We start from the raw sequence: 24,896 nt of genomic DNA, 5'->3' as shown, positions 1-24,896 counted from the left end.
GATAGGCTTCGCCTTTTTGGAACTCCCCGCTTAGCGGGGAGTTTTCTACATACAAAAAAAGAGCGGCCAGGGATTCTGCTCCCTGACCGCTCTTTTCAAGTATTTATTGGGCGATTACTTGCGACTGCCGCCCAAGCAGGTCAACATTGAAAATACCTGTCTGCTCTGCGCCGATTCAAAAATCCGCGTCATGGCGTGCCTACCTGAACAGACCCGGCTCCTCACGCACAAGATTGGCGGCAATAAGCTTGCTGTCAGGCTTGTAGGTGCCGTTGGAGACCTGAATACGCAATGCTTCCACCTTTTCGGCGCGCACATCGGGCGTATTCTGGGCTGTGCGCCGTGCTTCCGTCAGCAGCAGAGCATCCTGCGATACACTGACGGTATCCCCTTGCGAGCCTTCAGGAGGTGTGGCGCTGGCTCTACCCTTAAGTCTGGCCTCGCCGCTCTTTTCAAGGTTGGCCGTGTTGCTGTAGGGATCAAGAAGCGTATTGATCTTTCCCTGAATTTCCATAGTTCTCTCCGCTTGCTCAACCTGCTGCCGACCTAAATGGCAGGCGGTTCGTCAAGCATGCTTTCGTCAACTTTTTTTCGTGTGACGCGCCACAGGGCGTTACGGGTCGCACGCAGTTTTTCATCCGATAAGGGTTCCAGGCCTTCCGGCCCTTGCCCCACTATACGCAGTCTGCCGCCTGGCGGATAGGTAAACTGCACTTCCTGCCCCACCTCACGGCCAAGTTCCTGGCGGATTTCCTCCACCACAGGATTGTCGCTTCCGGTATAGAGCAGGGTTTCGTAGAGTTCGCGGGCGACCGTCTCAACCATCATGTGGCGGCTGACAGAAGGATCAGGGTCGCTGGGGTCATCGCCTTCGGCAACTCTGCGCCGCATTCTGAGCCTTGCAAGACGCCGGGCTGCCAGCAGCTGCTGTTCATACCCCTGTAGCATCATGCGCAGTTGCGCGGAGGTTGCGTCGGCCATGGCGTTATCCGTCCTTCAACCTTTTTCGGCAGAACCGATAAAAACTTTAGATTTGCCCCGAGGCATTTTTCTCTGCGGCCCTGATGCATTTTTTGCAAAAGGCGCGGCATGGCTGTCCGCAAGGGTACAGACAATCAACGGGCGATATAAATGGCGATCAACGGCGGTTGCGGGCCAATGCGCAGCCCACAGCCAAGAGGTTGAGCACGCCAAAGATTATCAGGTCAACGCGCATGGCTCCCATAAAGGCCTCAATATTATGCGTGCCAGCTGGCTCGCTGCCAAGAAAAAGCCCAAGGGTCAGCGTTATGAGCGTCATATTGAAGAGCTGGCCGCCTGTACGCACAGCGCCCGTGAGCCCTGCGGCCTGCCCCACCCGGTCGCGTCCTGCGCTCTCAAGAATAATGGTGGTATTGGGCAGCGCAAACAAACTTATGCCAACGCCGAGCAGGCATTGGGCCAGAACCAGCACGTACATGGGCGAATCCACCCGCAAAAGCCCGCACACAACAAGGCCCAGCCCGCACAGGGCAATGCCCGCCGCGCTGACCTTGCCCGGTTCAAACCTGCCGCACAACCGCGCGGCAACAGGGGTGGTCATGACCTGCATTACAGACTGGAGCGCAAGAAAGAGCCCGGCCTGCTGCACGGTCATACCGCGCCCGAACTGGAGGTACAGACTGAAAAAAAACACGATGCCGAAAAAAGAACTATAGTTGATGAACGCGGCCAGTGAAGACAGGGCAAAGACCCTGTTGCGGGCAAGCAGCCGCAGATCAAGCAGGGGATAGTCGCTCCGCAGCTCCTTGACGCAGAAAGCAGCCATCAGCCCCACAAAGGCCACCAGCAGGCCGCCAGCCAGAGCCGGAGCATCGGCCAGCTCGGACGAGCCAAAAGTCAGGGCCGTCATGGCTCCCGCATAGATGCAGCACCCCTTCCAGTCAAAGGGCTTGCCCTTGGCCATGCGCCATTCAAGCTTGACGCGATATTTCATCAGCAGCAGCACACCCACGGACGCCAGAGCGCTGCCCCAGAACAACCATTGCCAGCCAAGCCACCCGGCCACAAAGCCCGCAACAGGCGGCCCGCAGGCAATGCCCGCGTACACTGATGATCCGCTGTAGCCAAGATAGGAGGCGCGGCGCCCCTCAGGAGCCGCCGAGGCCAGCAGGGCCAGACCGCAGGCGTTGAACATGGCCCCCCCCACCCCCTGCACAAAACGCAGCAGCAGAAACAGCGGCACAGAATTGACAAAACCCAGCAAGGCTCCGGCAAGGGCAAACAGGGCGATGCCCCACAAGAATATGCGCCGATACCCCCAGATGTCGCCCATGCTGCCGCTGGCAAGCTGAAACACAGCCAGGCCCATAGAATAAAAGGCCCCCATGAGGCCCAGTTCGCGCGCGCTGGCATGGAGGCTTTGCCCCAGCGGCGGCAGCACAGCGTTCACTCCGGCCATCATGAACGGCATAAAAAACAGGGAGGTACACACGGCCACAAGCAGCCAGCCGTGTCCTTTTTCGATGGATGAACTCATGTCGGCAGAGTAGCCTTGAGCACGCGGGGTGGTCAATACGCCCCGCATGCATGGTCAATTTGAGCTTTTCAGGGCCAGAGCGAACGCCCTGACCCCTTGAAAACGCACACCTTCAAAGGCAACAGGTCTAAAGCGTACCAACGGCTTCAGCCAGCCGCAGGCACATATCAGCCTTGTTCAAGGTATACAGGTGGATGCCCGGTGCGCCGGCATCAAGCAGACTGCGTATCTGCCGCACCGCGTAATCAAGGCCCACTTGCCGCACGGCTTCCGCACCTCCATCATTATTGGCCTTCTCAAGGGCAAGGTAGAGCTTGCCCGGAATATTGGCCCCGCATAGCGAGAGCACCCGCCGCAGCGAGTCAAAGCTCTGAATGGGCAGGATACCGGGGATGACCGGCGTGGTAATGCCCTGCCCGCGCAAATGGCTTACCAGATCTTCATACTCGCGGGCGTCAAAAAATAACTGGGTCAGGGCAAAATCCGCCCCGGCGCGCATTTTTTCAGCCGTGCACCGCCTGTCTTCCGCAAAGGTGGGCGATTCGGGATGCGGGGCGGGATAGGCAGCTACGCCTATGCCCAGGCCGGGCTGCTGCTCGCGGGCAAAGGCCACCAGATCAGAGGCATGGCGAAAGTGGGCTTTGTTCCAGTCCCACGGTTTGTCTGCGGGCGCGTCGCCGCGCAGGGCCAGCACATTGTTGACGCCGGAAGCCTGCAAGTCATGCAAAAATGCGGCGATGGATTGAGGCTCCGCGCCCACGCATGTGAGATGCGCCATGGCAGTAATGTCCCGCCGCGCCAGCTCTGCCGTAACGGCAAGGGTATTCTGCTGACGCGCACCTCCGGCACCGTAGGTTACTGACGCAAACAGGGGGTTGAGCGCGCGCAGGCGATCCACCGTGGCATAAAAATCAGGCAACTGGGCCGTGTCAGAAGGAGGAAAAAACTCCAAAGAGTAAAAAGGGGCCGAAAGTTCCCGGATCATTTTGCCGATATGCATGGAAAGACTCCTTGGCGCGATATGCCCGCAGCCCACTAAATTACTGCGGCGTGATTGTTTATGTTTATATCAAGATAAATTGATATGTCAATAAAAATGTGCCATCGCACCTTGCCAAATGGCAAAAGCGGTCGTAATGCAGGTTACGGACAATAAAAATAGACGGCAAGACATGAATACCCGGCAGTTTTTCTTTATAGCAACGGACGCAATCCGGCCCGCATGTCGGGTAATCCGCAGTCTGCCGTCCACTTGGCTGGCTGCCCTGATTGTCTGTTGCACTGTAGCCATGCCCCGGCCCGGCCTTGCCGCGCCAGACCAGCAGGGCAATCAGCCCCCAGGAGCGGTATTGCCCGCCGAGGGTTACGCGCCTGTGCTGCCTGCCGCCCCGGCGTTGCTTGCCGCTGACCCCCACGCCATGCAGCCCGCTGACGCAGCAGCCAAAGGCGGCGTGGACGATCAGGGCCGAGCCGACTGGCGGGAGCTTGAACCGGGCCTTCTGTTTGGTGAATTTCAGCTCAATGAAGGCGATGCCCGCCTCACTGTCCTGCGTATCGACCCTGCCGCATTTGACTTTACGCTCTGCTCCCGCTCTCAGGATGGCGGCCCCTCCCGCCAGCTGAACCAGTGGGGCGAACAGTACAACCTTGTTGCGGCCATCAATGCCAGCATGTACCTGCCCGATGCTTCCACCAGCACAGGCTACATGCGCCAGGGTTCGCATGTGAACAACGGGCGCGTGGTACAGCGTTTTGGCGCTTTTTTTGTGGCCGGGCCGGACGAACCCACCCTGCCCAAAGCAGCCATCCTTGACCGCGATAGCCCGCTGTGGCGGCAGCAGATGGATCATTATGATCTTGTGATTCAAAACTACCGCATGATCAATGCCGACAGGCGCATCCTCTGGTCGCCCGGCGGCCCGCACTACTCCATTTCCGCAGTGGCGCAGGACGGCGACGGGCAGATTCTCTTCATGCACTGCCGCCAGCCCGTGGAAGCCTATTCCTTTGCGCAGCAGGTCCTGCACCTGCCCCTCAACGTGCGCACCGTTATGTATGTGGAAGGCGGGGGCCAGGCTGGTCTGCTGGTTCGATCCGCAGCGCTGACCCGCGAACTTGTGGGCCTGAGTCCCAGCGGCTTGCTGGTAACTGGCGATCTGCGGGCCGTGCTGCCCAATGTGCTCGGCGCGCGCCGCAAAAATGCTGAAGGAGATTCCGGTGGCAACGCTGCCGGCACTCCCGGCGGCATGGACACAAGGCCCGCTGCACCGGTGGAAACACAAGCGCCGCCAGCCTCTGCGCCCACCCCCACAACAAATGAGGGGCAAGCCCAGCCCGCAACAGACACGCCTGCGCAACCGGCACAAACCAACCTCTCCGGGCAAGCTCCTTCAGGCACAGCCCCCAGCGTGGCTGCACCCACCAAGCCAGCAGCAGCCTCTGATGCCGAAGCCGCTCCGGCAAACGCAACGCAACCGGAGCAAGCCCAGGGTGCAGCAACAAGCCCCCCTGCCGCGCCTGAAGCGCCCAAGGTTTCCCCGGCGGAGTCGGCTCCCCCGAATGCCCCGCTCACAGAACCGGGTACGTCCCTTGCCCCTCCGGCATCCAGCCCGGAAGGAGCAAGCTTGTCCAAGGGGCAGAACAAGTAGGTTTTCTCCCAGCTCAGACTCCAGAAAATCGGCTTTTCATGCGCTTCTCCCGAACTACTCCCCCTAGTTATCTTGATGATAATAATTATCAATGCTAAAAAAAAGACTTTACATCGGGGGCCACTTCTTTCACAATATTTCTTGGTAAGGGGCTGAACGCGCTGATTGCGGCATGCTCAGCAGCCTCCACCCAAGCTAACCTGTCAAAACAAGTGAGGGACTCATGCCCACGCAACTCGAAGTGTATAAGTGTACCCACTGCGGCAATATCGTTGAAGTTCTCCACGGCGGCGGCGCAGACATCGTCTGCTGTGGCGATCCCATGAAGCTGATGGTCGAAGGCGCAACCGACGGCGCGCTCGAAAAGCACGTGCCTGTTATCGAAAAAGTTGATGGCGGCTACATGGTCAAGGTCGGCAGCGTTGCCCACCCCATGGAAGAAAAGCACTACATTGAATGGATCGAGCTGCTGGCCGACGGCAGGAGCTACACCAAGTTCCTGAAGCCCGGCGATGCGCCCGAAGCATTCTTTGCCATTGACGCTGCCAAGGTTACCGCCCGCGAATACTGCAATCTGCACGGTCACTGGAAGGCGGAAAACTAGTTTTTTCTGATGCAGGAACCACGCGGTTCCCATTTATTACAACGGCATCAAGCCACAATTATATATTCAGGAGACATGCCATGCAAAAGTATGTTTGCGGCGTTTGCGGCTACGAATACGACCCCGCTGAAAACGACAACGTGCCTTTTGAAGATCTGCCCGATGACTGGACCTGCCCCGTTTGCGGCGTGGGTAAAGACCAGTTCACCCCTGCCTAATTTTTTTCTTTCCCCGTTCTTTCCCCCGCTTTGCCTTGCCCTAAGGCAGGGCGGGGATTTTTATAGAAGGGGATTCCCCAACACTGCGGAGACACATCATGCAGCCAGTAGAAATAAAAAAAGATATTTTCTGGGTCGGCTTTGTCGACTACGACCACAGGGATTTTCACGGTTATTCCCGTTCGCCTGACGGATCGACTTACAACGCCTACCTGATCAAGGACGAAAAAAACGTCCTGCTTGATACCGTGGCCTCGGGCTGCGAGGGCACCCTGTTGTGCCGCATGGCCCAGGTGCTTGAGCCGGAAAAGATCGACTACATCATCTGCAACCACATGGAACTTGACCACGCTGGCGCGCTGGAAGCCATTATTGAGCGTTGCAAGCCGGAAAAGATTTTTGTGTCGCAGACCGGCCTCAAGTCGATGGCTGGCTATTTTGACTGCAAAGACTGGCCCGTGCAGGCCGTGAAAAGCGGCGACAGCATCAACATCGGCAAGCGCACCATCGTGTTTCAGGAAACCCGCATGCTGCACTGGCCCGACAGCATGGTTTCGTACATTCCTGAAGACAAGCTGCTGGTCAGCAACGATATCTTTGGTCAGAACATAGCCAGTTCCGCACGCTTTGTTGACGAATTCGGCGACGACGGCGAATACACGCGCCGCGTCAAAGAATACTACTTCAACATTGTGTTGCCTTACTCCCCCATGGTTCTCAAGACCCTGCCCGTGGTGGAAAAGCTCGATATCGACATGATCGCCCCTGACCACGGCCTCATTCAGAGGGGTGAAAAGGCCGTGCGCGGCATCATCGATATGTACCGCGCCATGGCCGAGCAGAAGCCCCAGCAGCGCGCGCTCGTTTTTTACGACACCATGTGGGAATCTACGGAAACAATGGCCTACGCCATTTGCAGCGGCCTGGAAGAAAACAACGTTCCCACGCGCATCATGAGCGTGAAGCAGAACCACCACAGCGCCGTCATGACCGAACTGGCAGACTGCGGCGCGGTCATTGCCGGTTCGCCCACCCACAACAATACAGTGCTGCCCCTCATGGCCGCCCAGCTTACCTACATGAAGGGTCTGCGCCCCCTGAACCGCATTGGCGGCGCGTTTGGCTCCTACGGCTGGTCGGGCGAAGGCCCCAAGTTCCTGCACGAACAGCTTGCCTCCATGAACATGGAAATGCCCGCTGACCCAGTGAAGTGCAACTGGCGGCCCGATCACGAGGCCCTCAAGGCCTGCCACCAGATGGGCGCCACCATTGCCGAAGCCCTTAAGAAGAAATGCCAGGGCTAAGCCCAGGTTGCCCTGACTGAAAACAGCAGCGCCCGCATATGCGGGCGCTGCTGTTTTTTATGGCGCGCGTGCCAGCCCGGAGTGCCGTGCACAACTCTGCAGACCCAAACCGACGCCTGCGGCACACGGTAATCAGACCATACTATTCCGACAGCCCAGCCCTTGCGGCAAAAGGATCCCATGAAGGATCACGGTGGGGCTCGTACTCCGTCACAAGCGCCACCCAGTCGCTCAGCGGCTGACCGAACAGGCGGGCTATGACCGCAATGGTCATGTCCATACCGGCAGAAACTCCCGACGACGTCACAACCGAACCGCCGTCAACCCAGCGAGCCTTGGCGACCCAGCGCACCTTGGGGCCCGGCGCAATGGAAGCCTTGAACGCCATCTTGTTGGTGGTGGCGAGTCTGCCGTCCAGCAGTCCTGCGGCGGCAAGCAGTGAAGCCCCGTTGCATACAGACATGATGAGCTTGGTATTTTTGGCCTGCGCACGTACCCAGCTCAGGGTTGCTTTGTCTTGCAACAGGGGGATAACGCCGATGCCGCCAGGGACAAGCAGATAGTCCAGCGCAGGGGCGTCAGTATAGCTGTACTCCGCCAGTGTTTTTGGCCCCTGATTCGAAGCTACTGCCCCCTTCTGCGCCGCCACAGTCACGAGCCGGATGTCCACGCGGTCTGATTCTTCTCCCCAAAATCTGGTGGGGGCGTTTTTGAGACTGCCCCACATCTCCATGGGGCCATAGGCATCCAGCATCTCAAATCCGGGGAAGAGCAAAACGCCAAGAGTAAGGTGCCTTGAGGCAGGTTTGGGAACGGCATCGTACATATCGCCATTTTCCACCTGAGCGGATGCTTGCCCGGCTTGCGCCTGTACGCCAATGGGCCAGAACGCTGCAAACAGAGCCAGTAAAAGGGCCAATGGTTGCAGACTGCGCTGAATATTCTGGTGCATACACGTCTCCCTGTTTGCCGGGCAATGGAATACCCCGGCGTTGAAGTTATGCACCCATCCTAGGGCATGCTCGTGGTTGGCAACAATGACAATAAACTTGCCTTTTCTGCCAATGACGATGCAGGCGTACCAAGGCGAATAATATACGTGCGCGCAACAAAAGGCGGGAGCGTAAACCAAACAAAAAAGCCCTCCGAAGCGGAAGGCTTTTATCGTGACTGGGGGAATGCAGAGCACACCGCCCAAATCCTAGCAGGGGAACCCCCCAGAACTAATTGCGCACGTCATCATCATTGTCAGCAGGGCGCGCAGCGGGGCGCTGCCCCTTCTGGGAATCGCGCTGCTGCATGTCGCGCGGGGGACGGCGGTCATCGCGCGGGCGGCCCATCTCGTCGCCACGGGGGCTGCGGCGGTCTCCCTTGTCGTTGTCGTAGCGGGGCTTGCCCATTTTTTCGCCCTGTGCGCTACGGTTGTCGTGGCGCCCGTCCATGCGCCCATTGGGTTGGTTCTTGCTGTCCTTGCGGTCATAATGGCGCCCGCCACGATCAGCGTCCTGACGTCCGTCACGGTCGCCCTTCTGTTTGTACCCTTGGGGGACATCTCCATTCTGGGCCGCCTGCACGGCAGGGGTGCCCACCAAGAGCAGGCCCACGGCAAGGGCGCTCAGTGCCAACGGTTTCAACACATATTTCATACGCATAAAGTTCCTCCTTGGGTGGGCATTTCGCCCATTGCCTCCTTACGCCAGCTCGAGCCTGTGCGCAAGATGGCAGTTATGCTATGGAACTTTATGTTAAAAAGCCGTTAGTGCGCCAACCCGCAGAATGCAAGGAGCAGGCGGTGCGCCCCGAGGCCCATCAATTTTTGGCGCATGCATTGCGCAGGGCCGGGACGCCCACGCCGCTCCGTTGGGCTGCGGCCTTGAGCGCGTCTGCCTCGGGTCGCACATAATTTTGCCCTTCAATGGAATACTCCTTGGCTGCAAGGCTCTGCCCCGCCATCTCCACTGAAACGGCGCGGCGCGGCGCAACCACGCGATCAAGCGTCTGCACGCGCAGACCCAGCGTATGGGTGTGGCGCAAAACGGCATTTTCCACACAAGCTCTCTGGCTGGGCAGGCACAGCACACGCAACAATCCGGCAGGGCGATTCTTCTTGCCCACGCCCGGCAGCCACAGCACGTCAAGAACATCCGGCATGGAGGAGAGCGCCTCCAGCGCCATACCCAGGTCTTCCCCGTTAAGATGATCAATGTGGGTCTCGAACTGCATGACCTTCTCGCGCCCGCCAAGCGCATGGTCTGCGCCGCCTGCTCCGTCTTCCACAAGCCATGCCCGCAGGCCCGTAGGCGCAGGGCGGGAGCCGTAGCCGGTGCCAAGCGCAAGTGCAATGCCCTCCGGGCCGGGAACAAACTGGTCTACCAGGGCGTGCACCAGGGCAGCGCCCGTGGGTGTAACAAGCTCCTCGCGCGCATCTGTGGCAAAAACCGGCTTGCCGCGCATAAGGTACGCCGTTGCGGGCGCGGGCAGCGGGATGCGCCCGTGGGCGCACTCAACGCTTCCGGTAAACCACGGCAGGGGCGAGGCGCATATTCGGCTCACGCCCAGGGCCTCCACGGCATAGGCCGCACCCAGAATATCCACGAGGGTATCGATGGCCCCCACCTCGTGAAAGTGCACCTCAGCCGGTGCAACATGGTGCGCGTGCGCCTCAGCCTCGGTCAGCGCGTGCAGGGCTGCCAGTGCACGGGCGCGCACACCTGGCAAGACGTCAACCCTTTCAAATATGGCGGCGATATCCGCCGGATGCCGCAGTGGCTGCTTTTCGGCATTCCAGCTTACGGCAACCATCTGCCCCGGCCCGCCGGGTCGTGTTTCGCCCCTGGCGTCAATGCGGCAATCCACGCCTGCGCGGGCAAGAGCAGCAGACAGCGGGGCATAATCCACCCCAAGGTGCGCAAGGGCCGCAAGGGTCATATCCCCGCTGATGCCGCCAGAGCAATCAAGATATAAAAACATATCGGCCCCTTCCAAATGTGTCTGCGCGCGCAAACTGAGCACGCGCACTTGTGCAGCCTCGGCACATTGGTGTATAAAAGGATCGTGCGGGTCGCTGCGACCACGCCGTTATAACCTGAAACATATCCCCCCGGAGGGAAGCATGCCTGTACAGAATTGGATGACCACCGATGTTGTCAGCGTTGGCCCCGATACATCGCTGCTCAAAGTGGGCAAGCTCATGAAGGATCACCACATCCGCCGCATCCCGGTTGTTGATGAAAATGGTCAGGTAATTGGCATTATCTCTGACCGCGACGTGCGCGACGCCTCCCCCTCCAAGGCCACCACGCTCGACATGTACGAAATGCACTATCTGCTGGCTGAGCTGAAGGCCAAAAACATTATGACGGCCAAGCCCATCACCGTCAAACCGACCGACACTGTCGAGCAGGCAGCCCTGATCATGCTGGACAACAAGGTTGGAGGCCTGCCGGTGGTGGACGACAGCGGCAAGCTTGTGGGCATCATTTCCGACCATGATGTGTTCAAGGCTCTGGTCGACATCACCGGCGCACGACTGGGCGGCTTGCAGTTTGCCATAGAATTGCCCGACCAGCCCGGCACGGCGCGCCCCCTGTTTGACCTGCTGCGCGCGCACAATGCCCGCTTGCTCTCGGTGCTGACCGTCTCTAATGACGATGGCAACCGCCATCTGTTCATCCGTGTGCGCGACCTCGAAAATACCAAGGCCGAGCAGGAGCTTATGGACGGGGTAGGCAAGCTCGGCAAAGTGCTCTATTGCCAGCACTAAATCCCTACAATTTAATCATATTTATTCTATGGCATCTGAATTACTCAATAAAAGCCTCAACAAAAAAAGTGGGGCAAGAGCAAAAAAGATGCACAGGACTTGCCATCAAAAATTATTTGTGTCATAAGGACTCTCGTTGTGATTGCGGTATGCTTTCGCGCCCAACGGAGGAATTCGGCCGGAAATATCCGGTTGTGCAACGCCTGGGCGTCCGCCCCGGCGAGGTTGAGCAATAGCTGTCCAAGGAGGACACACGCATGGCTGAGATCACCTATAAAGGTAAAAGCTTTGAAGTTGACGAAGACGGTTTCCTTCTGCGTTTTGACGACTGGTGCCCCGAATGGATGGACTATGTGAAGGAATCCGAAGGCATCTCTGAGATCAACGCTGATCACCAGAAGATCCTTGACTTCCTGCAGGACTACTACAAGAAGAACGGTATCGCCCCCATGGTCCGTATTCTTTCCAAGAACACCGGCTACAAGCTGAAGGAAGTGTACGAACTCTTCCCCTCCGGCCCCGGCAAAGGCGCCTGCAAAATGGCCGGCCTGCCCAAGCCCACTGGCTGCGTGTAGTCCAGCCGCAACATTTTGGAAAAAAGCGGAAGGGAAACCTTCCGCTTTTTTTTGCCCATACCGCCCTGCGCGGGCATGCGCCGCCCATACCGTGCGGCGCGCCCGCCGGGGCTTGCCTTTCTGGCAACATTTCATATCTTCTCATCAGCCCGCGCTCCGCTCCCCTCCCTTTACGCCGGGCCAAAAAAACGGTATCGCCCTTCCATGAAAATTCGTCTGTCCCTGAAAAAATGCGCCCTCTGGTTTATGGGCATCGTTATAGTCTGCGGTCTTTTGGGCGGCGGCGCGGTGGCCATGCTTTTTTACTGGGCCTCGCGCGACCTGCCCGACCTGAACCGTATCGCCGAATACAAGCAGCCGCAGGCTACTGTCATTCTGGCCCGTGACGGCTCAACCCTTGGCACCCTCTATCACGAAAAGCGATTTGTCATTGGCCTCAAGGACATGTCGCGCTATCTGCCCATGTCCTTTCTGGCTGCGGAAGACGATGCGTTCTACAGGCACATGGGCATTGACCCCGTAGCCATCGCGCGCGCCGCCATCAACAACTTCCGCAAGGGGCGCCAGGGCGAGGGCGGCAGCACCATAACCCAGCAGCTCATCAAGCAATTGCTGCTCACATCCGAGCGCAGCTATACCCGCAAGATGAAAGAGGCCATTCTGGCCTATCAGCTTGAAAGAAACTTCACCAAGGATCAGATCCTTACCATATATCTGAACCAGATATATCTGGGTGAACACGCCTTTGGCGTGGAATCGGCTGCCCGCACCTATTTTGGCAAGCACGCCTCAGACATCACCCTGGCCGAAAGCGCCGTCATCGCGGGCCTGCCCAAAGCCCCCAGTTCCTACAATCCCTTCCGCAGGCCGGAAGAAGCCAAGAACCGGCAGATGTACGTGCTTGGCCGGCTGCGCGACCTCAAGTGGATCACCCAGGCCGAGTATGATCAGGCCGTGGCCGAACCGCTTGTCTACTGGAGCATGCCCGAGGGCATGGGCGGGGCGGCGCAGTGGTATCTTGAAGAAGCCCGCCGCCTGCTGGTGGAATTTTTTACGGAATCCAACCTCCGCGCTCTGGGGGTGGAAACCACCAAGTACGGCGCGGATTACGTGTATGAAGCGGGCCTGACTGTGCAAACCGCCATGGATCCTGCACATCAGACTGCGGCTGGCGCGGCCTTGCGCCGTGGACTGGAAGAGCTGGACAAACGCCAGGGCTGGCGCGGCCCAGTGGAACAGCTTGACCCTGCAAAGCAAAAAGAATTTCTGGCCAAAAACCAGTTTTCTCCCCTTGATCTCGCTGGCGGCGACTGGGTGAAAGCCCTTGTGACCGCCGTGGACACCAAGGAAGTTAAGGTGGCGCTGGGCCAGGGCTATACGGGCATCGTGCCTGTTTCGGCAATGTCCTGGGCGCGCAAGCCCAACCCCAAGGTTGCGGCTGCCAACGCGCCAGCCATCAAAGACCCCCGCCAGGTGGTGGCGGTTGGTGATGTGATCTGGGTTTCCGCTGAAGAAATCACGGTTACGGAAACCAATGCCAAGGGCCGCAAAGAACAGAAAACCATTCCTTTTGATTCCTCTACGGTCAAAAAGAATACCCCCATCCATCTACGCTTGCAGCAGGACCCGCTGGTGCAGGGGGCAATCGCCTCCGTGGAACCGCAGAGCGGCGACGTTGTGGCCCTTATTGGCGGCTACCAGTTTGGCGACAGCCACTTTAACCGCGCAACCCAGGCTCGCCGTCAGCCCGGCTCCAGCTTCAAGCCCGTGGTCTATTCCACGGCTATGGACTTTGGCTTTACGCCCGCCTCCACGGTGCTGGACGCGCCCTTTGTGTATGTGAACCCCTACACCAATGAAGTGTGGCGGCCCTCAAACTACGAACACAACTACAAGGGCGAGCTTCCCCTGCACACGGCTCTGGCCCTTTCCCGCAATACCTGCACCGTGCGCGTGGCGCAGCAGGTGGGCATAGCAAATGTGGTGCAGCGCGCCAAGGCTCTGGGGCTTGAACCGCATTTTCCGCAGGAGCTGGCCATCAGCCTCGGCGCAGTAGCCGTGTCGCCGCTTAACCTTACGCAGGCCTACGCAGCTTTTGCCAACCAGGGGTTGGGGGTGCGCCCGCGCATCATCACCTCCATCAGCGACCCGCAGGGCCGGGTGCTCTACAGGCAGGAAGTGGAACACTGGCAGGCTGTCAGCCCCCAGAACGCCTACATTATGGACACTCTGCTCAAGGAAGTTGTCAATTCCGGCACTGGCGGGCGCGCCAAAATCGATGGGCGCATCATAGCGGGTAAAACCGGCACCACCAATGATGAACGCGATGCGTGGTTCATGGGCTTCTCGCCCTACCTCGTGACCGGCGTCTACGTGGGCTACGATCAGGTGCAGAGCCTTGGCCGCCTTGAACAGGGCGGGCGTACTGCCGCCCCCATCTTCCGTTACTACCGCAGTGAAGTGGAAGACCGCTACCCCAAGGACGACTTTGTAATGCCCGAGGGCATTGTGATGGCCGATGGCCTAGCCTTCAAGGCCGACCAGCCCATGCAGGGTGCATCAGCCACCTCCCCCACCACAGCCGATGGAACGGCAGTGGATACCTCGGAAGGCGGCGAAGACCTGATGCGCCAGATGTTCTAAGCCAGAACTCGGAAGTCAGACGTTTAAAGCCAGCGTCACGCACGGAATTGCACGGGCCGAGAGGCTATGCAGCTTCCGCGCGTGACGCTGGCGCAGACAAGACCACACGGCAAAAGCCGAAATTCCTATCCTGCAAGCGCTCCGGCGTGGTGCAGCCAGCCCCTGCGGGGCGGAGACCGCCATGAAAAACCGCATCAACATGGCCGCCGGAAGCGAACCGGCGGATATACTCATCACAAACGCCAGAGTTGTTGATGTTTTTTCCGGTCTGGTGCGGCAGGATTCCGTAGCCATCGGCGACGGCGTTTTTCTGGGGTTCGGCCAGCGCGAAGCCCGCGAAGTGGTGGACGCCCAGGGGGCCTATCTGCTGCCCGGCTTCATCGATGCCCACATTCATCTGGAATCCAGCATGGTCACTCCGGCGCGCTTTGCCGAAATGGCCCTGCCCCACGGCACCACATCCGTGGTGGCCGACCCGCACGAACTGGCGAATGTGTGCGGTACTGCGGCCTTGCGCTTCTTGCTTGCCAGCGCCCAGACCCTGCCCCTGAGCATCTTTCTGGCCCTGCCCTCGTGCGTTCCGGCCACGCCCTTTGAAGACAGCGGCGCTGTGCTGCAAGCCAAAGATCTGGCCCCCTTCATGGACGACCCGCACGTTGCCTCGCTGGGCGAAATGATGAACTACCCCGGCGTGCTCAGCGGCGATCCCGAAGTGCTGGAAAAGATTGCCCTGAGCCGTTCGCGGCGCAAGCCCGTTGACGGGCACGCCCCGGCCCTGCTGGGCAGGGAACTTGACGCCTACCTGTGCACAGGCATTGCCAATACGCACGAATGCACCACGGCTGAAGAATTTCACCAGAACCTCATGCGCGGCTGCCGCATCTTTTTGCGTGACGGCTCCGCAGCGCGCAACCTGCCTGCGCTGGCTCCACTGGTCACACCCGGCAACTGCCACCGCTGCGCCTTCTGCTGCGACGATCGTCACGCCTCCGAGCTGCTGACGGCGGGACATATGGATGAAGTGCTGCGCAAGGCCGTGGCTCTGGGCATGGACCCCGTCACCGCAGTGCGCATATGCACCCTCAATGCCGCCGAGGCCGAGGGGCTGCAAGGCAAGGGGGCCATTGCCCCTGGCTATGACGCCGACTGCGTGCTGGTTGACGATCTGGCGTCCTTCAATGTGCGCATGACCTTTGCGGGCGGTCGACAGATCGCTGCGGAGGGCCGCATGCTCGCCCTGCTGGCGGATCCGCCACTGAACGACCTGACCAATACCGTGCGGCTTGCGCCCCTGCCGGATGATGTATTTGCGCTGCCCCTGCCATCGGGCCGTGCTCGGGTTATCCGCCTGCACCCCGGTTCGCTGGTGACGGATGCCGAAGAGCACGACGTCACCTGCACCAATGGACTTTTTGACACCCGCCAGAACGATGGCCTGTGCAAACTGGCCGTTGTGGAACGGCACAAGGCCACGGGCAAGGTGGGCGTGGGCATTCTGGCCGGATACGGCCTGCGCAACGCGGCTGTGGCAACCTCAGTAAGCCACGACTCGCACAATATTGTGGTCTGCGGCGACAACGATGCAGACATGCTGGCCGCCGTGCGCCGGGTTGCCGCCATGGGCGGCGGCATCGCCGTTGCGGGCGAAGGCCGGATTCTTGAGGAGCTGCCCCTGCCTGTGGCAGGGCTGATGACCCACGAAGCCCCGGAAACCGTGGTGCGCGCACTGGATGCCATCCACGGTCTGCTGCACGGGCACGGCATTCCGGCCAATGTGGCTCCGCTCATGGCCCTGAGCTTTATGGCCCTACCTGTGATTCCCTCACTCAAGCTGACCGCGCGCGGTCTTTTTTCCGTTGCCGACTGGCGCTTTGTTTCAGTAGACGCGGCAGCGCGGCCCTGAAGCATTTTTTTTTGACACCTGAGGGAAGCGCCCCTTGCGCGGCCCTGAAGCAGCTAATAAAGGAACCTCATGATTCCCTTCGGTACGCTCGTCGTTTATGTAACCCCCAAGGGCCGCCGCTATGTCAAACGCCTCGTTGAAGGCCAGGATTGGCACAGCAACGATGGCACCCTTGTTTCCGCCGATGTGGCGCAGGCCGATCTTGGCTCTGTGGTCTACACCAACCAGAATGTTCCCATTCAGGTGATGGAAGCCACCCTGTACGATCGGCTCAAGGGGCTCAAACGCCAGACGCAGATCATCTACCCCAAGGATATCGCTTACATCTGCCTGCGCCTCGGCGCTGGGCCGGGGCGTACCATCATTGAGGCGGGGTGCGGTTCCGGCGGCCTGACCACGGGGCTTTCGTGGTTCTGCGGCCCCACTGGGCACGTGGTGAGCCATGAGGCCCGTGAGGAATTCATGAAGCTGGCGCGCCGCAACCTTGAGTGGGCTGGCGTGGGCGAAAATGTGGAACTGCACAACCGCGATGTGGCCGAAGGCTTTGCCGTGACCGGTGCGGATGCGCTCTTCCTTGATGTGCGCACCCCATGGGAATACCTCGACCATGCCCTGGCTGCGGTGCGCCCCGGTGCGAGCTTCGGCTTTTTGCTGCCCACGGTGGATCAGGTGAGCAAGCTGCTGCTGGGCTTAGAGCGTGGCCCCTTTGCCGATGTGGAAGTGTGCGAGATTCTTATTCGCCGCTGGAAGCCCGTGGCTGACCGCCTGCGCCCCGAAGACCGCATGACAGCCCACACGGGCTTTCTGGTCTTTGCCCGCCAGCAGAATCGTAGCGCGGATTTTGATTCGCGCAAGCCCATGGGCACGCGCGAGCGCAAGCAGGAAGCCGCCCGTCAGGCCCGCCTGGGCCTCACTGACGAAGCCCCTGAAGCTCTTGAAGGCGATATGGAATGAATCCCTGGGTAGCGCTCATTGCAGCGGGCTTGTGCGAGATCGGCTGGCCCTCGGACTCAGGGCAGCACACCTAACAGCCTCCGGGCAAGAGTCGACCATTTTCTTCAGGCACGCACTGGGCGTTGCCATGGTTATCGGCAGCGTTGTTGTGCTGAAAGCAATGACGCCCTGATCCCGCACGTAGTGCATATAACGAAGGCCCGCCAATTGGCGGGCCTTCGCTTTTATTCTTCCCGGCATTGCCACTTGATGGAGCGCCCCCACAAAAGCAGGAGCAGCACGCACACGCTGCAGAGCGCCAGAGCCGGAGCAAAGCCGCCTAAATATTCGCGCACCACGCCCAGCAGCAGAATCAGGCCCACATTCACGCAGTTGGCAAGCATGGACATGAAGCCGATGCCCGTTGCCGTATGGCTGGCCCCAGCGGCCTCGATGGTCAGGGTAAAAACAGAGGCATAGGTGCCGCCGCAGCACACAGCCAGTGCAAAGGCGCAGGCCAGCAACATCCAGGTGCTGCCCGCCAGAGCTAAAAGCAGATAAAAAAGCCCGATGCCGAGCACAAGGCTCACAAGAAGTTTCTGCTTGGGCACGGCGCGGCCAAGTTCACCGCCTGCAATCCGCGCCATTGTACCCGCCAGCAGCACAAGGCTTGTTGACAAGGCCCAGGCTTCTGCGTTGCTGCTGCCTGCAACGGCCCCAGAACTGGCGCTGTCTGCCAGCATCACGGAAAGCCAGTTGCCCAGAGCCGTTATGGTGCCGAAAGAAAATCCGTGGCAGCAACCGATAAACCACAGCCGCCTGTTGCGCGCCACCTGCCCCAGCACGCGCAGCACATTGCCCGCAGAGCTTGGTGTTGTTCCGGTTTCGCGGCGCAGCGGCGCAAGGGGCGGGCACAGGAGTGACGCCAACAAGGCCACGGACATAAGAGCACCCAGAATATAGGCTGCCGCCCAGCCGTTTTCGCCAAAATATGGGAGCACGATAAAGGGAACCATTGTCCCCAGGCTGAATGCCGCACCCTGCAAGCCTTGCGCCCGGCTCATGAAGGCCGGGGGACACAGGGTCTTGACGGCTGAAACCATTGAAAGAAACAGCAAGCCCGTAGCCAGCCCGATGAGCATGCGCATACACACGGCCAGAACCATGTTGTGCGGCAGGAGCAATGGCACAAAGCCCCCAACGGCGCACAGAAGAGCCGAGAGCGCCAGTGTGCGCAGTGTGCCCAGCCTGTCCACCACAAGGCCAGCAGGAACCTGCACCAGCGTGTGCGCCCAAAAGGGCGCGCTGAGAAAAACACCAAGCCCTGCGTAATTCAGGCTGAAAAGACTCCTGAACTGCTCCGCCACGGCAGATACGTTCAGAAACATAAAACCCATGCCCAGACAGCCCAGAGCGGGAAGCCAGTAATAAACGGGAACCATGCTGTATCCTTGCCGCGAAACAGGTGCATGCGGCTTTTGCCCGCAGCCAAACAGCTATTTCATGCGGTAACAGTTCTAAAAAAATAAGGTTGCGCCCCAATGGAACGCAACCGTGTGGATGTATACTTCTGGACGCTGATCCGCAATGCCTGAAACAGGGGCCTTGCCTAGCGTGTAATCTTGAAAAAACGCAGACGCAGGGCGTTGGTAACTACGGAAACAGAAGACAGCGCCATGGCCGTGCCCGCCAGCATGGGCGAAAGCATAGGGCCGCCAAAAGCATGCAGCAGCCCTGCCGCCACAGGCAGGCCGAGCACGTTGTAGCCGAATGCCCAAAAGAGATTCTGGCGGATGTTGCGCATGGTCGCTCGCGAGAGCGCCAGAGCCGTGAGCACGGCCTCCATGCCGTCCCGCATGAGCACTATGTCGCCCGCCTCGGCGCTCACGTCCACTCCCGTGCCCACTGCCATGCCCACATTGGCGGCAGCCAGGGCCGGGGCATCGTTGATGCCGTCGCCCACCATGCCCACCACATGCCCTTCATCCTGCATCCGCCGCACATAGGCGGCCTTGTCTGCGGGCAGCAGCCCGGCGGCAATTTCCTCCACGCCAGCCAGAGCCGCCACGGCTTTTGCGGTGCGCTCATTGTCGCCCGTCAACATGACCACGCGCACGCCCATACCGCGCAGGGCCGCCACCACAGAAGCGGATTCGGGCCGCAGGGCGTCCGCAAGGGCCAGAATACCCGCAAGGCTTGTACTGCCATTGTTTTCAAGAGCCAGCAGCAGGGGCGTCTGCCCGGCCTCTGCCAGCAGGGCCAGCCTTTGCTGCGCTTCTTCCGACACGACGAGCCCGCGCTCAGTCATGAAGGTTATGTTGCCCACGGCAAGGCCGTAGTCCACGCCATCCAGCTTCACCCGGCCCGAAATACCCATGCCGGGCGCTATCTGCACATCATCCACGAGCAGGGATGCGAGATTGCGCTCCCTTGCAGCGCCCACAAGGGCCAGTGCCAGCGGATGCTCGGAGCGCGCCTCCAATGAGGCGGCCATGCCCAGCAGCGCATTTTCGTCCATGCCAACGGGAGCATCCAGCAGGGTCATGCCTGTCATCACGGGTTTGCCCGTGGTGAGGGTGCCTGTTTTGTCCACGGCCAGCACGCTGATATGCCCGGCCTGCTCCAGGGCAGCGCCGTTCTTGATCAGCACGCCAAGCTGCGCGCCCCGCCCCGTGCCCACCATGATGGACATGGGCGTGGCAAGGCCCATGGCGCATGGGCAGGCCATGACCAGCACAGCCACAAAAATCGTCAGCGGCGTTGTAATGGGTTCAGAGCTGAACACAAGCCATGCAAGGGCCGCCACAAGGGCAATGGCCATGACGGCGGGCACAAAATAAAAACTTACCTTGTCGGCCAGTCGGGCGATGGGGGCTTTGCTGCCCTGTGCTTCGCGCACCAGCCGTATGATGCGGGCAAGGCGGGTGTTGCCACCCACGGCGTCAGCCACAAATGTCAGCGAGCCTTCGCCGTTTACGCTGCCCGCCGCCAGCCTGTCCCCCGGTCCGATGGGTACCGGGATGGATTCACCCGTGAGCAGCGACAGATCAACAGCGCTTTTGCCGGTCAGCACGGTGCCGTCAACGGGCACGCGCCCCCCAGGCCGCAACAACAGATGATCGCCCACGCGTATCTGGGCCAGAGGCATTTCTTCCGGCGCGGCGGCGGTATCGTCAGGGTTGAGCCGCAAAGCAGTTTCCGGCGTCAGGCTCATGAGCGCGCCCATTGCATCGCCAGCGCGACGTTTGGCAACGGCCTCCAGATACTGCCCGAATTCGATCATGGTCAGCAGCACGGCGCAGGATTCATAATACAGGTTCATGGCGCGGGTCATGGGTTCGCTGCCAGCAAGCCCCAGCAGGGTGTTGCCAAGGCTGAACAAAAAAGCCGCGCCCGTGCCCACAGCCACAAGGCTGTCCATGGCCGGGGCCTTGCGCATGAGAGCCTTTATGCCGTCCACATAGAAATGACGCCCCAGCCATACCACGGGCAAGGTGAGCACAAGCTGCGCCAGCATGAAGGCGCGTGGAGAAAGGTGCGGATCAAGCGCCTGCGGCAATGGCAGGCCGAGCATGTGTCCCATGGAGATAACCAGCAGAGGGGCGGCAAAGGCAACCATGGGCAGCAGACGGCTCAGGCGCGCCTTGATATCTGCCGCAGCTCTGGCCTTGCCTTCTTCAAACTGACGGGCGGCGTCATCGTCCGCAGCGGGAGCCGCGCTGAACCCTAAGGCGGCTACGCGTTCCATGATCTTTTGCTGCAAATCGCTGTCCTGCCCATCGCCAGGCCAAACTTCAGCACTGGCCGCAGCTAGGTTCACGCTGATTTTTTCCACCCCTTCCATGCGGCCCACTACCCGCTCAATACGTGAGGAGCAGGCGGCGCAGTGCATGCCGCTGATGTCAAAACGCAAAGGGCAGGCTTTATCCGTCGTTGTACTCATGGGTTCTCCACTTGTCATTCCGTATGGCGGCGAGTAAGCTGTAGATGAAAATGAAAACTCATTCCTGCATGGAGGATATGATGAAAACCCTGAAAGTCAATGGCATGCGTTGCGGCCACTGCAAGGCCGCTGTAGAAGAAGCTGCGGCAAAAATATCTGGCGTTGCCAATCCCCAGGTCAGCCTTGAGGATAAAGAACTGCGCTTTGAAGAAAGCGGGCCGGTGGATTTGCAGGCCTTGAAGACAGCCATCAGCAACATTGGGTTTGACCCTGAATAAGCTCTTGAATCTGTGATATGCGTCACAGAGCTGCACCTTTCGCGGCGCGCTGCCCGATTGCTGGCTTTCAAACCATGCACGGCAGCGCGCCCTTGTTTCATGCTGTCACCTGTGGTGTTTTTGCAGACGCCGCGCAGGCAAGGGCGCGCAAAATTCCTCATGCCATCGCGCCGCTAGTTGCCTCAGCATTGCGCGTTCAGACCCCGTTCATCTTGCCGTTTTCTGCCGAATAGCGTAGTTCTTGGCAGGCAAATACGGTCACTGATCCCTTGCACCTTCAGCGCGAAACACCACAGGCATGCAAACACAAACCACACGCATCATCAGCATATTTTGGGCGGGCAAGGGCCGTTTTCAAGCCCTTCTGTTCTTTTTCCTGTGCTGTTTTTTGGTGGCTGCGCCGTCAGTGGCGGCACCCGGCAACTTCACGCTGGACTTTACAACCATCCGGCTGGGCGACGATGCGCTGGCGCAGGCCATCCCCGCAATTGTGCGCACTGAGGATAGTGTTGCTGCAAACGCCGGTACTGATGCCGCCGCGCAGCTGGCGACTCCTGCTTCGCCAGTGGTGCTGGTGGTTGGCGGCATTCAGGGTGACGAACCGGGAGGATTTTCTGCCGCGACCTTGCTGACCACGCACTACACCATCCGCAAAGGCGTGTTGTGGGTGGTACCCAATCTCAATTTTCCCAGCATTATCAAAAGGTCACGCGGACTGCACGGCGACATGAACCGCAAGTTCGCCAAACTTGACGACCGCGACCCCGAATTTGGCACTGTTCGCCGTATTCAGGAACTCATAAGCCACCCCCGCGTGGCGCTGGTGCTCAACCTGCACGATGGCAGCGGTTATTACCGCCCCTCCTTTGAGGACAAGCTGCGCAACCCCAATCGCTGGGGGCAGTCTGTAATCATTGACCAGGAAGCGCTTGACGGCGTTTTCATGGGTTCACTGGGGAATGAAGCCCGGCAGGCCGCAGAATCGGCCAACAGCAAGCTGCTCTCTCCGCAACACGCCCTGCACGTGCACAATACCAAAACCGCCGAGGGCGATCACGAAATGGACAAAAGCCTTTCCTACTATGCCGTGCGGCAGGGAAAGGCTGCCTTTGGGCTGGAAGCCAGCAAGGAATTTCCTGTTGAAGTGCGGGCATACTACCACCTGCTGATGGTGGAGTCGTTTCTTGCCCAGGCTGGAGTGGAATTTACACGCGGCTTTGCGCTTACGCCCGAGGGAGTCCGCGAAGCCCTGCTGGACAAGCTTGACGTTACTTTTGCCGACAACAAGGTCTTTCTGCCGCTTGAAGATGTGCGCCCAGCCATCAATCTGCTGCCACTCTCCAAGGATGCTCCAGCACAGGCTGTCACATCCAAGCCCATCATGGCAGTGCTGCCCTGCGCCAAGGGCGAAGAAGGCCAGTACTGCGTGCACTATGGCAACCGCATGATCACGCTTATCCGCCCCGACTGGCGCGAAATGGATCATAGCATTACAAGTATGAAGGTGCTGGCGGACGGACGCGAAACCGAAGCCCCCTTCGGGCAGGTGCTGGAAGTGACCAAAAGTCTGCTCGTGCAGCCAGCGGAAGGCTACCGCGTCAACGCCATTGGTTATGACAGCGGCCGCAAGGACGAAAGCGGCGAGACCATGACCCTCAAGGATTTTCAATCCCGCTTTTCCGTTGATCGTCAGGGCAGGCTGTATCGCGTTGAAGTGTACAAAGACCAGCGCTTCAGCGGCATGTTTCTGGTGCGTTTTGGTTCGGGCAGCAACCGCCTGACAAGCAAGGAAACTCCGTCCGTTCCCACGGACAGACTGCCCGACAAACCGGGGCAGGAATCAAATCTGGGGTTCTGAGCCGACCATGTCCAATCCTGAAATCTGCGTTGCAGGCGGCGGAAGCTGGGGCACAGCCCTGGCCCACCTGCTGGCAACAAACGGCTACAAGACCAGCCTCTGGCTGCGCGATGCCGCAGTGGCCGAGGCCGTGTGCAAACAACACGAAAACCCGCGCTATCTGCCAGGCTTTGCCCTGCACCCCAGCCTTGCAGCAACCACAGACCCTGCCGTTTTGGGCCGGGAAATCGTTGTGCTGGCAGTTCCCTGCCAGCAATTGCGGGGCTGGCTTGCCGCCAACGCCCCCTTCTTCCGCCAAAAGGTGGTGCTGGTAAATGCCGCCAAGGGCATTGAAACCGCAAACCTCGCCACCTGCGCAGAGGTAACGGCGCAGAGTCTGGGGCATCTTGCACCCCGCTACGCGGCGCTTTCAGGGCCGTCTTTTGCGGCGGACGTTCTGCGCGGTCTGCCCACGGCTGTGGTTCTGGCTACGGCGGACGAAGCTCTGGGGCACCTGCTGCGACAGATATTTTCCGGCAGTGCCTTTCGCTGCTACTCCAGCACCGACGTGATGGGTGTTGAAATGGGCGGCGCGGTCAAAAATGTCATGGCCATTGCAGCTGGCGTCTGCGACGGCCTCGGCCTTGGACACAACAGCCGCGCGGCGCTCATTACCCGTGGGCTGGCAGAAATGAGCCGTCTGGGAGTTGCGAGAGGAGCCCATCCGCATACCTTCATGGGTCTTTCCGGCCTTGGCGATCTCACCCTCACCTGCACGGGCGACCTTTCGCGTAATCGCCAGGTAGGCCTGCGGCTGGGGCGCGGCGAAAAGCTTGAACATATCACGACCAGTCTTGGAATGGTGGCCGAAGGTGTTAAAACCACAGCTGCCATTCACGAGCTTGCCCGCAGGCTTGAAGTTGAAGCGCCGCTTACGGACGCTGTGTACAGCATTCTGTATGAAGACAGCGACCCCCAAGAAGTGCTGCACAATCTTATGTCGCGCCGCCTGCGTGACGAATAACGCAGCGCACTCCACACCAGCATTACACCATTCCATGTAACATGCATTTTGCAGTGCAAAATGCATGTTTCCTTTTTTCTGATGCAGCAAATTCAGGAACCTCACGCCAGGCGAACGCCCGGGCCAAGGAGCGGTTTCTTCACCCGCTCCACCCCCTCTTTTTTCCTCTTCAAAAAATATTTTCCTTTTTTTTCGATGGCTCAAAATTTTATTTCACATTCCTTGTGCCCCTCACACACTGGTAAAATAAATCACAAAAAAGGTGACTGCGCGCAATGGAATTATTATCAATTTCAGCGCAATTTTAACACGATTTTTATTTTTGTATTACTTCATTTTTTGCGCAATCATCACGAATTAGCGATAGTTCAAAAAATCACATTTCAACATGGCGTTGTCATTGAATTTCACAACGTTGCACAATGCATTAGCGCTTTTTTGCACAATTTGTTTGTGTAACCAGTTAAATCAAGACTAACATACCGATTTCACAGCCTCCCAAAATCGCGCAAATAGCAAACCGTTTATTGCTCCCACCCTCACATTACCCATTTTGATACCATTTTTTGCAATCTACCTGTTCTTCTTGGAAGAGTTGTTGCTTGCAACGGTTTGGAAAGTGGGCTAAGCCAAAAAAACTTTTTAAGATCAATTTTTCACGACATGGTATGGTGGTGATACCACGATGCCATTTAGGAAGTGCGG

General features: G+C 59.2%; 23 protein-coding genes. 14 read left to right on the top strand and 9 right to left on the bottom strand.

Translation table 11 applies throughout. From position 1 onward, the window contains the following. Window positions 1-199 precede the first annotated feature (199 nt). From flgM to JMF94_RS02800, 4 genes are all read right to left on the bottom strand, one after another. The gene (flgM, locus tag JMF94_RS02815; protein ID WP_240823666.1) at window positions 200-514 is read right to left on the bottom strand and encodes a flagellar biosynthesis anti-sigma factor FlgM; all 315 of its coding nucleotides are present in this window, start codon (window positions 512-514) and stop codon (window positions 200-202) included. Between the two features lie 32 nt (window positions 515-546). Then, the gene (locus JMF94_RS02810) at window positions 547-981 is read right to left on the bottom strand and encodes a DVU0524 family FlgM-associated protein (RefSeq protein ID WP_240823665.1); all 435 of its coding nucleotides are present in this window, start codon (window positions 979-981) and stop codon (window positions 547-549) included. A gap of 157 nt (window positions 982-1,138) precedes the next feature. After that, window positions 1,139-2,518 (bottom strand): MFS transporter, encoded by a 1,380-nt coding sequence (locus JMF94_RS02805; protein ID WP_240823664.1) that lies wholly within the window; start codon window positions 2,516-2,518, stop codon window positions 1,139-1,141. Window positions 2,519-2,645: 127 nt separating this feature from the next. Beyond that, window positions 2,646-3,518 (bottom strand): methylenetetrahydrofolate reductase, encoded by an 873-nt coding sequence (locus tag JMF94_RS02800; RefSeq protein WP_240823663.1) that lies wholly within the window; start codon window positions 3,516-3,518, stop codon window positions 2,646-2,648. A gap of 172 nt (window positions 3,519-3,690) precedes the next feature. Between JMF94_RS02800 and JMF94_RS02795 the strand changes: the two genes are divergently transcribed. The 4 genes from JMF94_RS02795 (at window position 3,691) to JMF94_RS02780 (ending at window position 7,292) form a co-directional block, all read left to right on the top strand. Next, complete coding sequence (locus JMF94_RS02795; RefSeq protein WP_240823662.1) at window positions 3,691-5,166, top strand: phosphodiester glycosidase family protein; 1,476 nt, start codon at window positions 3,691-3,693, stop codon at window positions 5,164-5,166. Between the two features lie 223 nt (window positions 5,167-5,389). After that, a complete protein-coding gene (locus JMF94_RS02790) occupies window positions 5,390-5,770 on the top strand; it encodes a desulfoferrodoxin (protein WP_022657704.1) in 381 nt (126 codons plus the stop codon). 80 nt (window positions 5,771-5,850) lie between these two features. After that, entirely contained in the window at window positions 5,851-5,988 is a 138-nt protein-coding gene (locus JMF94_RS02785) for a rubredoxin (RefSeq protein WP_022657703.1), read from the top strand. 98 nt (window positions 5,989-6,086) lie between these two features. After that, window positions 6,087-7,292, top strand: a complete 1,206-nt coding sequence (locus JMF94_RS02780; RefSeq protein ID WP_240823661.1) for an FprA family A-type flavoprotein — start codon at window positions 6,087-6,089, stop codon at window positions 7,290-7,292. A 142-nt stretch (window positions 7,293-7,434) separates the two neighbouring features. Here the strand turns inward: JMF94_RS02780 and JMF94_RS02775 are convergent, their stop codons facing one another. From JMF94_RS02775 to JMF94_RS02765, 3 genes are all read right to left on the bottom strand, one after another. Continuing rightward, window positions 7,435-8,244, bottom strand: a complete 810-nt coding sequence (locus tag JMF94_RS02775; RefSeq protein ID WP_240823660.1) for a DJ-1/PfpI family protein — start codon at window positions 8,242-8,244, stop codon at window positions 7,435-7,437. Between the two features lie 271 nt (window positions 8,245-8,515). After that, window positions 8,516-8,944 carry a hypothetical protein gene (locus JMF94_RS02770; RefSeq protein ID WP_240823659.1) on the bottom strand — a complete coding sequence of 143 codons (429 nt, stop codon included), beginning with the start codon at window positions 8,942-8,944 and terminating at the stop codon, window positions 8,516-8,518. A gap of 157 nt (window positions 8,945-9,101) precedes the next feature. Further along, window positions 9,102-10,262: a LarC family nickel insertion protein gene (locus JMF94_RS02765; protein WP_240823658.1), complete on the bottom strand. Its 1,161-nt coding sequence runs from the start codon at window positions 10,260-10,262 to the stop codon at window positions 9,102-9,104. A 142-nt stretch (window positions 10,263-10,404) separates the two neighbouring features. On the opposite strand from JMF94_RS02765, the gene JMF94_RS02760 reads away from it, so the two are divergent. The 5 genes from JMF94_RS02760 (at window position 10,405) to JMF94_RS02740 (ending at window position 17,130) form a co-directional block, all read left to right on the top strand. Further along, entirely contained in the window at window positions 10,405-11,055 is a 651-nt protein-coding gene (locus JMF94_RS02760; protein WP_240823657.1) for a CBS and ACT domain-containing protein, read from the top strand. Between the two features lie 257 nt (window positions 11,056-11,312). Further along, complete coding sequence (locus tag JMF94_RS02755; RefSeq protein ID WP_022657697.1) at window positions 11,313-11,630, top strand: TusE/DsrC/DsvC family sulfur relay protein; 318 nt, start codon at window positions 11,313-11,315, stop codon at window positions 11,628-11,630. A 204-nt stretch (window positions 11,631-11,834) separates the two neighbouring features. Then, window positions 11,835-14,273, top strand: coding sequence for a PBP1A family penicillin-binding protein (locus tag JMF94_RS02750; RefSeq protein ID WP_240823656.1), 2,439 nt, complete (start codon window positions 11,835-11,837; stop codon window positions 14,271-14,273). Between the two features lie 181 nt (window positions 14,274-14,454). Next, entirely contained in the window at window positions 14,455-16,176 is a 1,722-nt protein-coding gene (ade, locus tag JMF94_RS02745; RefSeq protein ID WP_240823655.1) for an adenine deaminase, read from the top strand. 69 nt (window positions 16,177-16,245) lie between these two features. Then, window positions 16,246-17,130: a tRNA (adenine-N1)-methyltransferase gene (locus JMF94_RS02740; RefSeq protein WP_240823654.1), complete on the top strand. Its 885-nt coding sequence runs from the start codon at window positions 16,246-16,248 to the stop codon at window positions 17,128-17,130. Window positions 17,131-17,354: 224 nt separating this feature from the next. Here the strand turns inward: JMF94_RS02740 and JMF94_RS02735 are convergent, their stop codons facing one another. Further along, the gene (locus tag JMF94_RS02735; protein ID WP_240823653.1) at window positions 17,355-18,551 is read right to left on the bottom strand and encodes an MFS transporter; all 1,197 of its coding nucleotides are present in this window, start codon (window positions 18,549-18,551) and stop codon (window positions 17,355-17,357) included. 167 nt (window positions 18,552-18,718) lie between these two features. Further along, window positions 18,719-21,052 (bottom strand): heavy metal translocating P-type ATPase, encoded by a 2,334-nt coding sequence (locus tag JMF94_RS02730; protein ID WP_240823652.1) that lies wholly within the window; start codon window positions 21,050-21,052, stop codon window positions 18,719-18,721. An 80-nt stretch (window positions 21,053-21,132) separates the two neighbouring features. Here JMF94_RS02730 and JMF94_RS02725 point away from each other — a divergent pair, with 80 nt between their 5' ends. The 5 genes from JMF94_RS02725 to JMF94_RS02705 all read left to right on the top strand — a co-directional run bounded on the left by JMF94_RS02725 (window position 21,133) and on the right by JMF94_RS02705 (window position 24,650). After that, the gene (locus JMF94_RS02725; protein WP_022657692.1) at window positions 21,133-21,330 is read left to right on the top strand and encodes a heavy-metal-associated domain-containing protein; all 198 of its coding nucleotides are present in this window, start codon (window positions 21,133-21,135) and stop codon (window positions 21,328-21,330) included. Between the two features lie 74 nt (window positions 21,331-21,404). Beyond that, window positions 21,405-21,563 carry a hypothetical protein gene (locus tag JMF94_RS02720; protein ID WP_240823651.1) on the top strand — a complete coding sequence of 53 codons (159 nt, stop codon included), beginning with the start codon at window positions 21,405-21,407 and terminating at the stop codon, window positions 21,561-21,563. Between the two features lie 65 nt (window positions 21,564-21,628). Next, a complete protein-coding gene (locus tag JMF94_RS02715; protein ID WP_240823650.1) occupies window positions 21,629-23,188 on the top strand; it encodes a M99 family carboxypeptidase catalytic domain-containing protein in 1,560 nt (519 codons plus the stop codon). Between the two features lie 7 nt (window positions 23,189-23,195). Continuing rightward, complete coding sequence (locus JMF94_RS02710; RefSeq protein ID WP_240823649.1) at window positions 23,196-24,191, top strand: NAD(P)H-dependent glycerol-3-phosphate dehydrogenase; 996 nt, start codon at window positions 23,196-23,198, stop codon at window positions 24,189-24,191. 81 nt (window positions 24,192-24,272) lie between these two features. After that, a complete protein-coding gene (locus JMF94_RS02705) occupies window positions 24,273-24,650 on the top strand; it encodes a hypothetical protein (RefSeq protein ID WP_240823648.1) in 378 nt (125 codons plus the stop codon). Window positions 24,651-24,896: the final 246 nt, after the last annotated feature.

Origin of the sequence: Desulfovibrio sp. UIB00, assembly GCF_022508225.1 — a bacterium.
Taxonomy (GTDB): Bacteria; Desulfobacterota; Desulfovibrionia; order Desulfovibrionales; family Desulfovibrionaceae; genus Desulfovibrio.
Note: the sequence above shows the minus strand (reverse complement) of the source record. Positions and strands in the feature narration are given on the sequence as shown.

What these genes read in the sequence shown, in the direction of transcription:
- JMF94_RS02800 (WP_240823663.1), bottom strand. Translation starts at nt 3,518, where the DNA reads ATGCATATCGGCAAAATGATCCGGGAACTTTCGGCCCCTTTTTACTCT.
- JMF94_RS02785 (WP_022657703.1), top strand. Translation starts at nt 5,851, where the DNA reads ATGCAAAAGTATGTTTGCGGCGTTTGCGGCTACGAATACGACCCCGCT.
- JMF94_RS02780 (WP_240823661.1), top strand. Translation starts at nt 6,087, where the DNA reads ATGCAGCCAGTAGAAATAAAAAAAGATATTTTCTGGGTCGGCTTTGTC.
- JMF94_RS02715 (WP_240823650.1), top strand. Translation starts at nt 21,629, where the DNA reads ATGCAAACACAAACCACACGCATCATCAGCATATTTTGGGCGGGCAAG.
- JMF94_RS02775 (WP_240823660.1), bottom strand. Translation starts at nt 8,244, where the DNA reads ATGCACCAGAATATTCAGCGCAGTCTGCAACCATTGGCCCTTTTACTG.
- JMF94_RS02705 (WP_240823648.1), top strand. Translation starts at nt 24,273, where the DNA reads ATGCAGCAAATTCAGGAACCTCACGCCAGGCGAACGCCCGGGCCAAGG.
- JMF94_RS02750 (WP_240823656.1), top strand. Translation starts at nt 11,835, where the DNA reads ATGAAAATTCGTCTGTCCCTGAAAAAATGCGCCCTCTGGTTTATGGGC.
- JMF94_RS02735 (WP_240823653.1), bottom strand. Translation starts at nt 18,551, where the DNA reads ATGGTTCCCGTTTATTACTGGCTTCCCGCTCTGGGCTGTCTGGGCATG.
- JMF94_RS02790 (WP_022657704.1), top strand. Translation starts at nt 5,390, where the DNA reads ATGCCCACGCAACTCGAAGTGTATAAGTGTACCCACTGCGGCAATATC.
- JMF94_RS02720 (WP_240823651.1), top strand. Translation starts at nt 21,405, where the DNA reads ATGCACGGCAGCGCGCCCTTGTTTCATGCTGTCACCTGTGGTGTTTTT.
- JMF94_RS02795 (WP_240823662.1), top strand. Translation starts at nt 3,691, where the DNA reads ATGAATACCCGGCAGTTTTTCTTTATAGCAACGGACGCAATCCGGCCC.
- JMF94_RS02755 (WP_022657697.1), top strand. Translation starts at nt 11,313, where the DNA reads ATGGCTGAGATCACCTATAAAGGTAAAAGCTTTGAAGTTGACGAAGAC.
- ade (WP_240823655.1), top strand. Translation starts at nt 14,455, where the DNA reads ATGAAAAACCGCATCAACATGGCCGCCGGAAGCGAACCGGCGGATATA.
- JMF94_RS02810 (WP_240823665.1), bottom strand. Translation starts at nt 981, where the DNA reads ATGGCCGACGCAACCTCCGCGCAACTGCGCATGATGCTACAGGGGTAT.
- flgM (WP_240823666.1), bottom strand. Translation starts at nt 514, where the DNA reads ATGGAAATTCAGGGAAAGATCAATACGCTTCTTGATCCCTACAGCAAC.
- JMF94_RS02730 (WP_240823652.1), bottom strand. Translation starts at nt 21,052, where the DNA reads ATGAGTACAACGACGGATAAAGCCTGCCCTTTGCGTTTTGACATCAGC.
- JMF94_RS02765 (WP_240823658.1), bottom strand. Translation starts at nt 10,262, where the DNA reads ATGTTTTTATATCTTGATTGCTCTGGCGGCATCAGCGGGGATATGACC.
- JMF94_RS02710 (WP_240823649.1), top strand. Translation starts at nt 23,196, where the DNA reads ATGTCCAATCCTGAAATCTGCGTTGCAGGCGGCGGAAGCTGGGGCACA.
- JMF94_RS02725 (WP_022657692.1), top strand. Translation starts at nt 21,133, where the DNA reads ATGAAAACCCTGAAAGTCAATGGCATGCGTTGCGGCCACTGCAAGGCC.
- JMF94_RS02805 (WP_240823664.1), bottom strand. Translation starts at nt 2,518, where the DNA reads ATGAGTTCATCCATCGAAAAAGGACACGGCTGGCTGCTTGTGGCCGTG.
- JMF94_RS02740 (WP_240823654.1), top strand. Translation starts at nt 16,246, where the DNA reads ATGATTCCCTTCGGTACGCTCGTCGTTTATGTAACCCCCAAGGGCCGC.
- JMF94_RS02770 (WP_240823659.1), bottom strand. Translation starts at nt 8,944, where the DNA reads ATGCGTATGAAATATGTGTTGAAACCGTTGGCACTGAGCGCCCTTGCC.
- JMF94_RS02760 (WP_240823657.1), top strand. Translation starts at nt 10,405, where the DNA reads ATGCCTGTACAGAATTGGATGACCACCGATGTTGTCAGCGTTGGCCCC.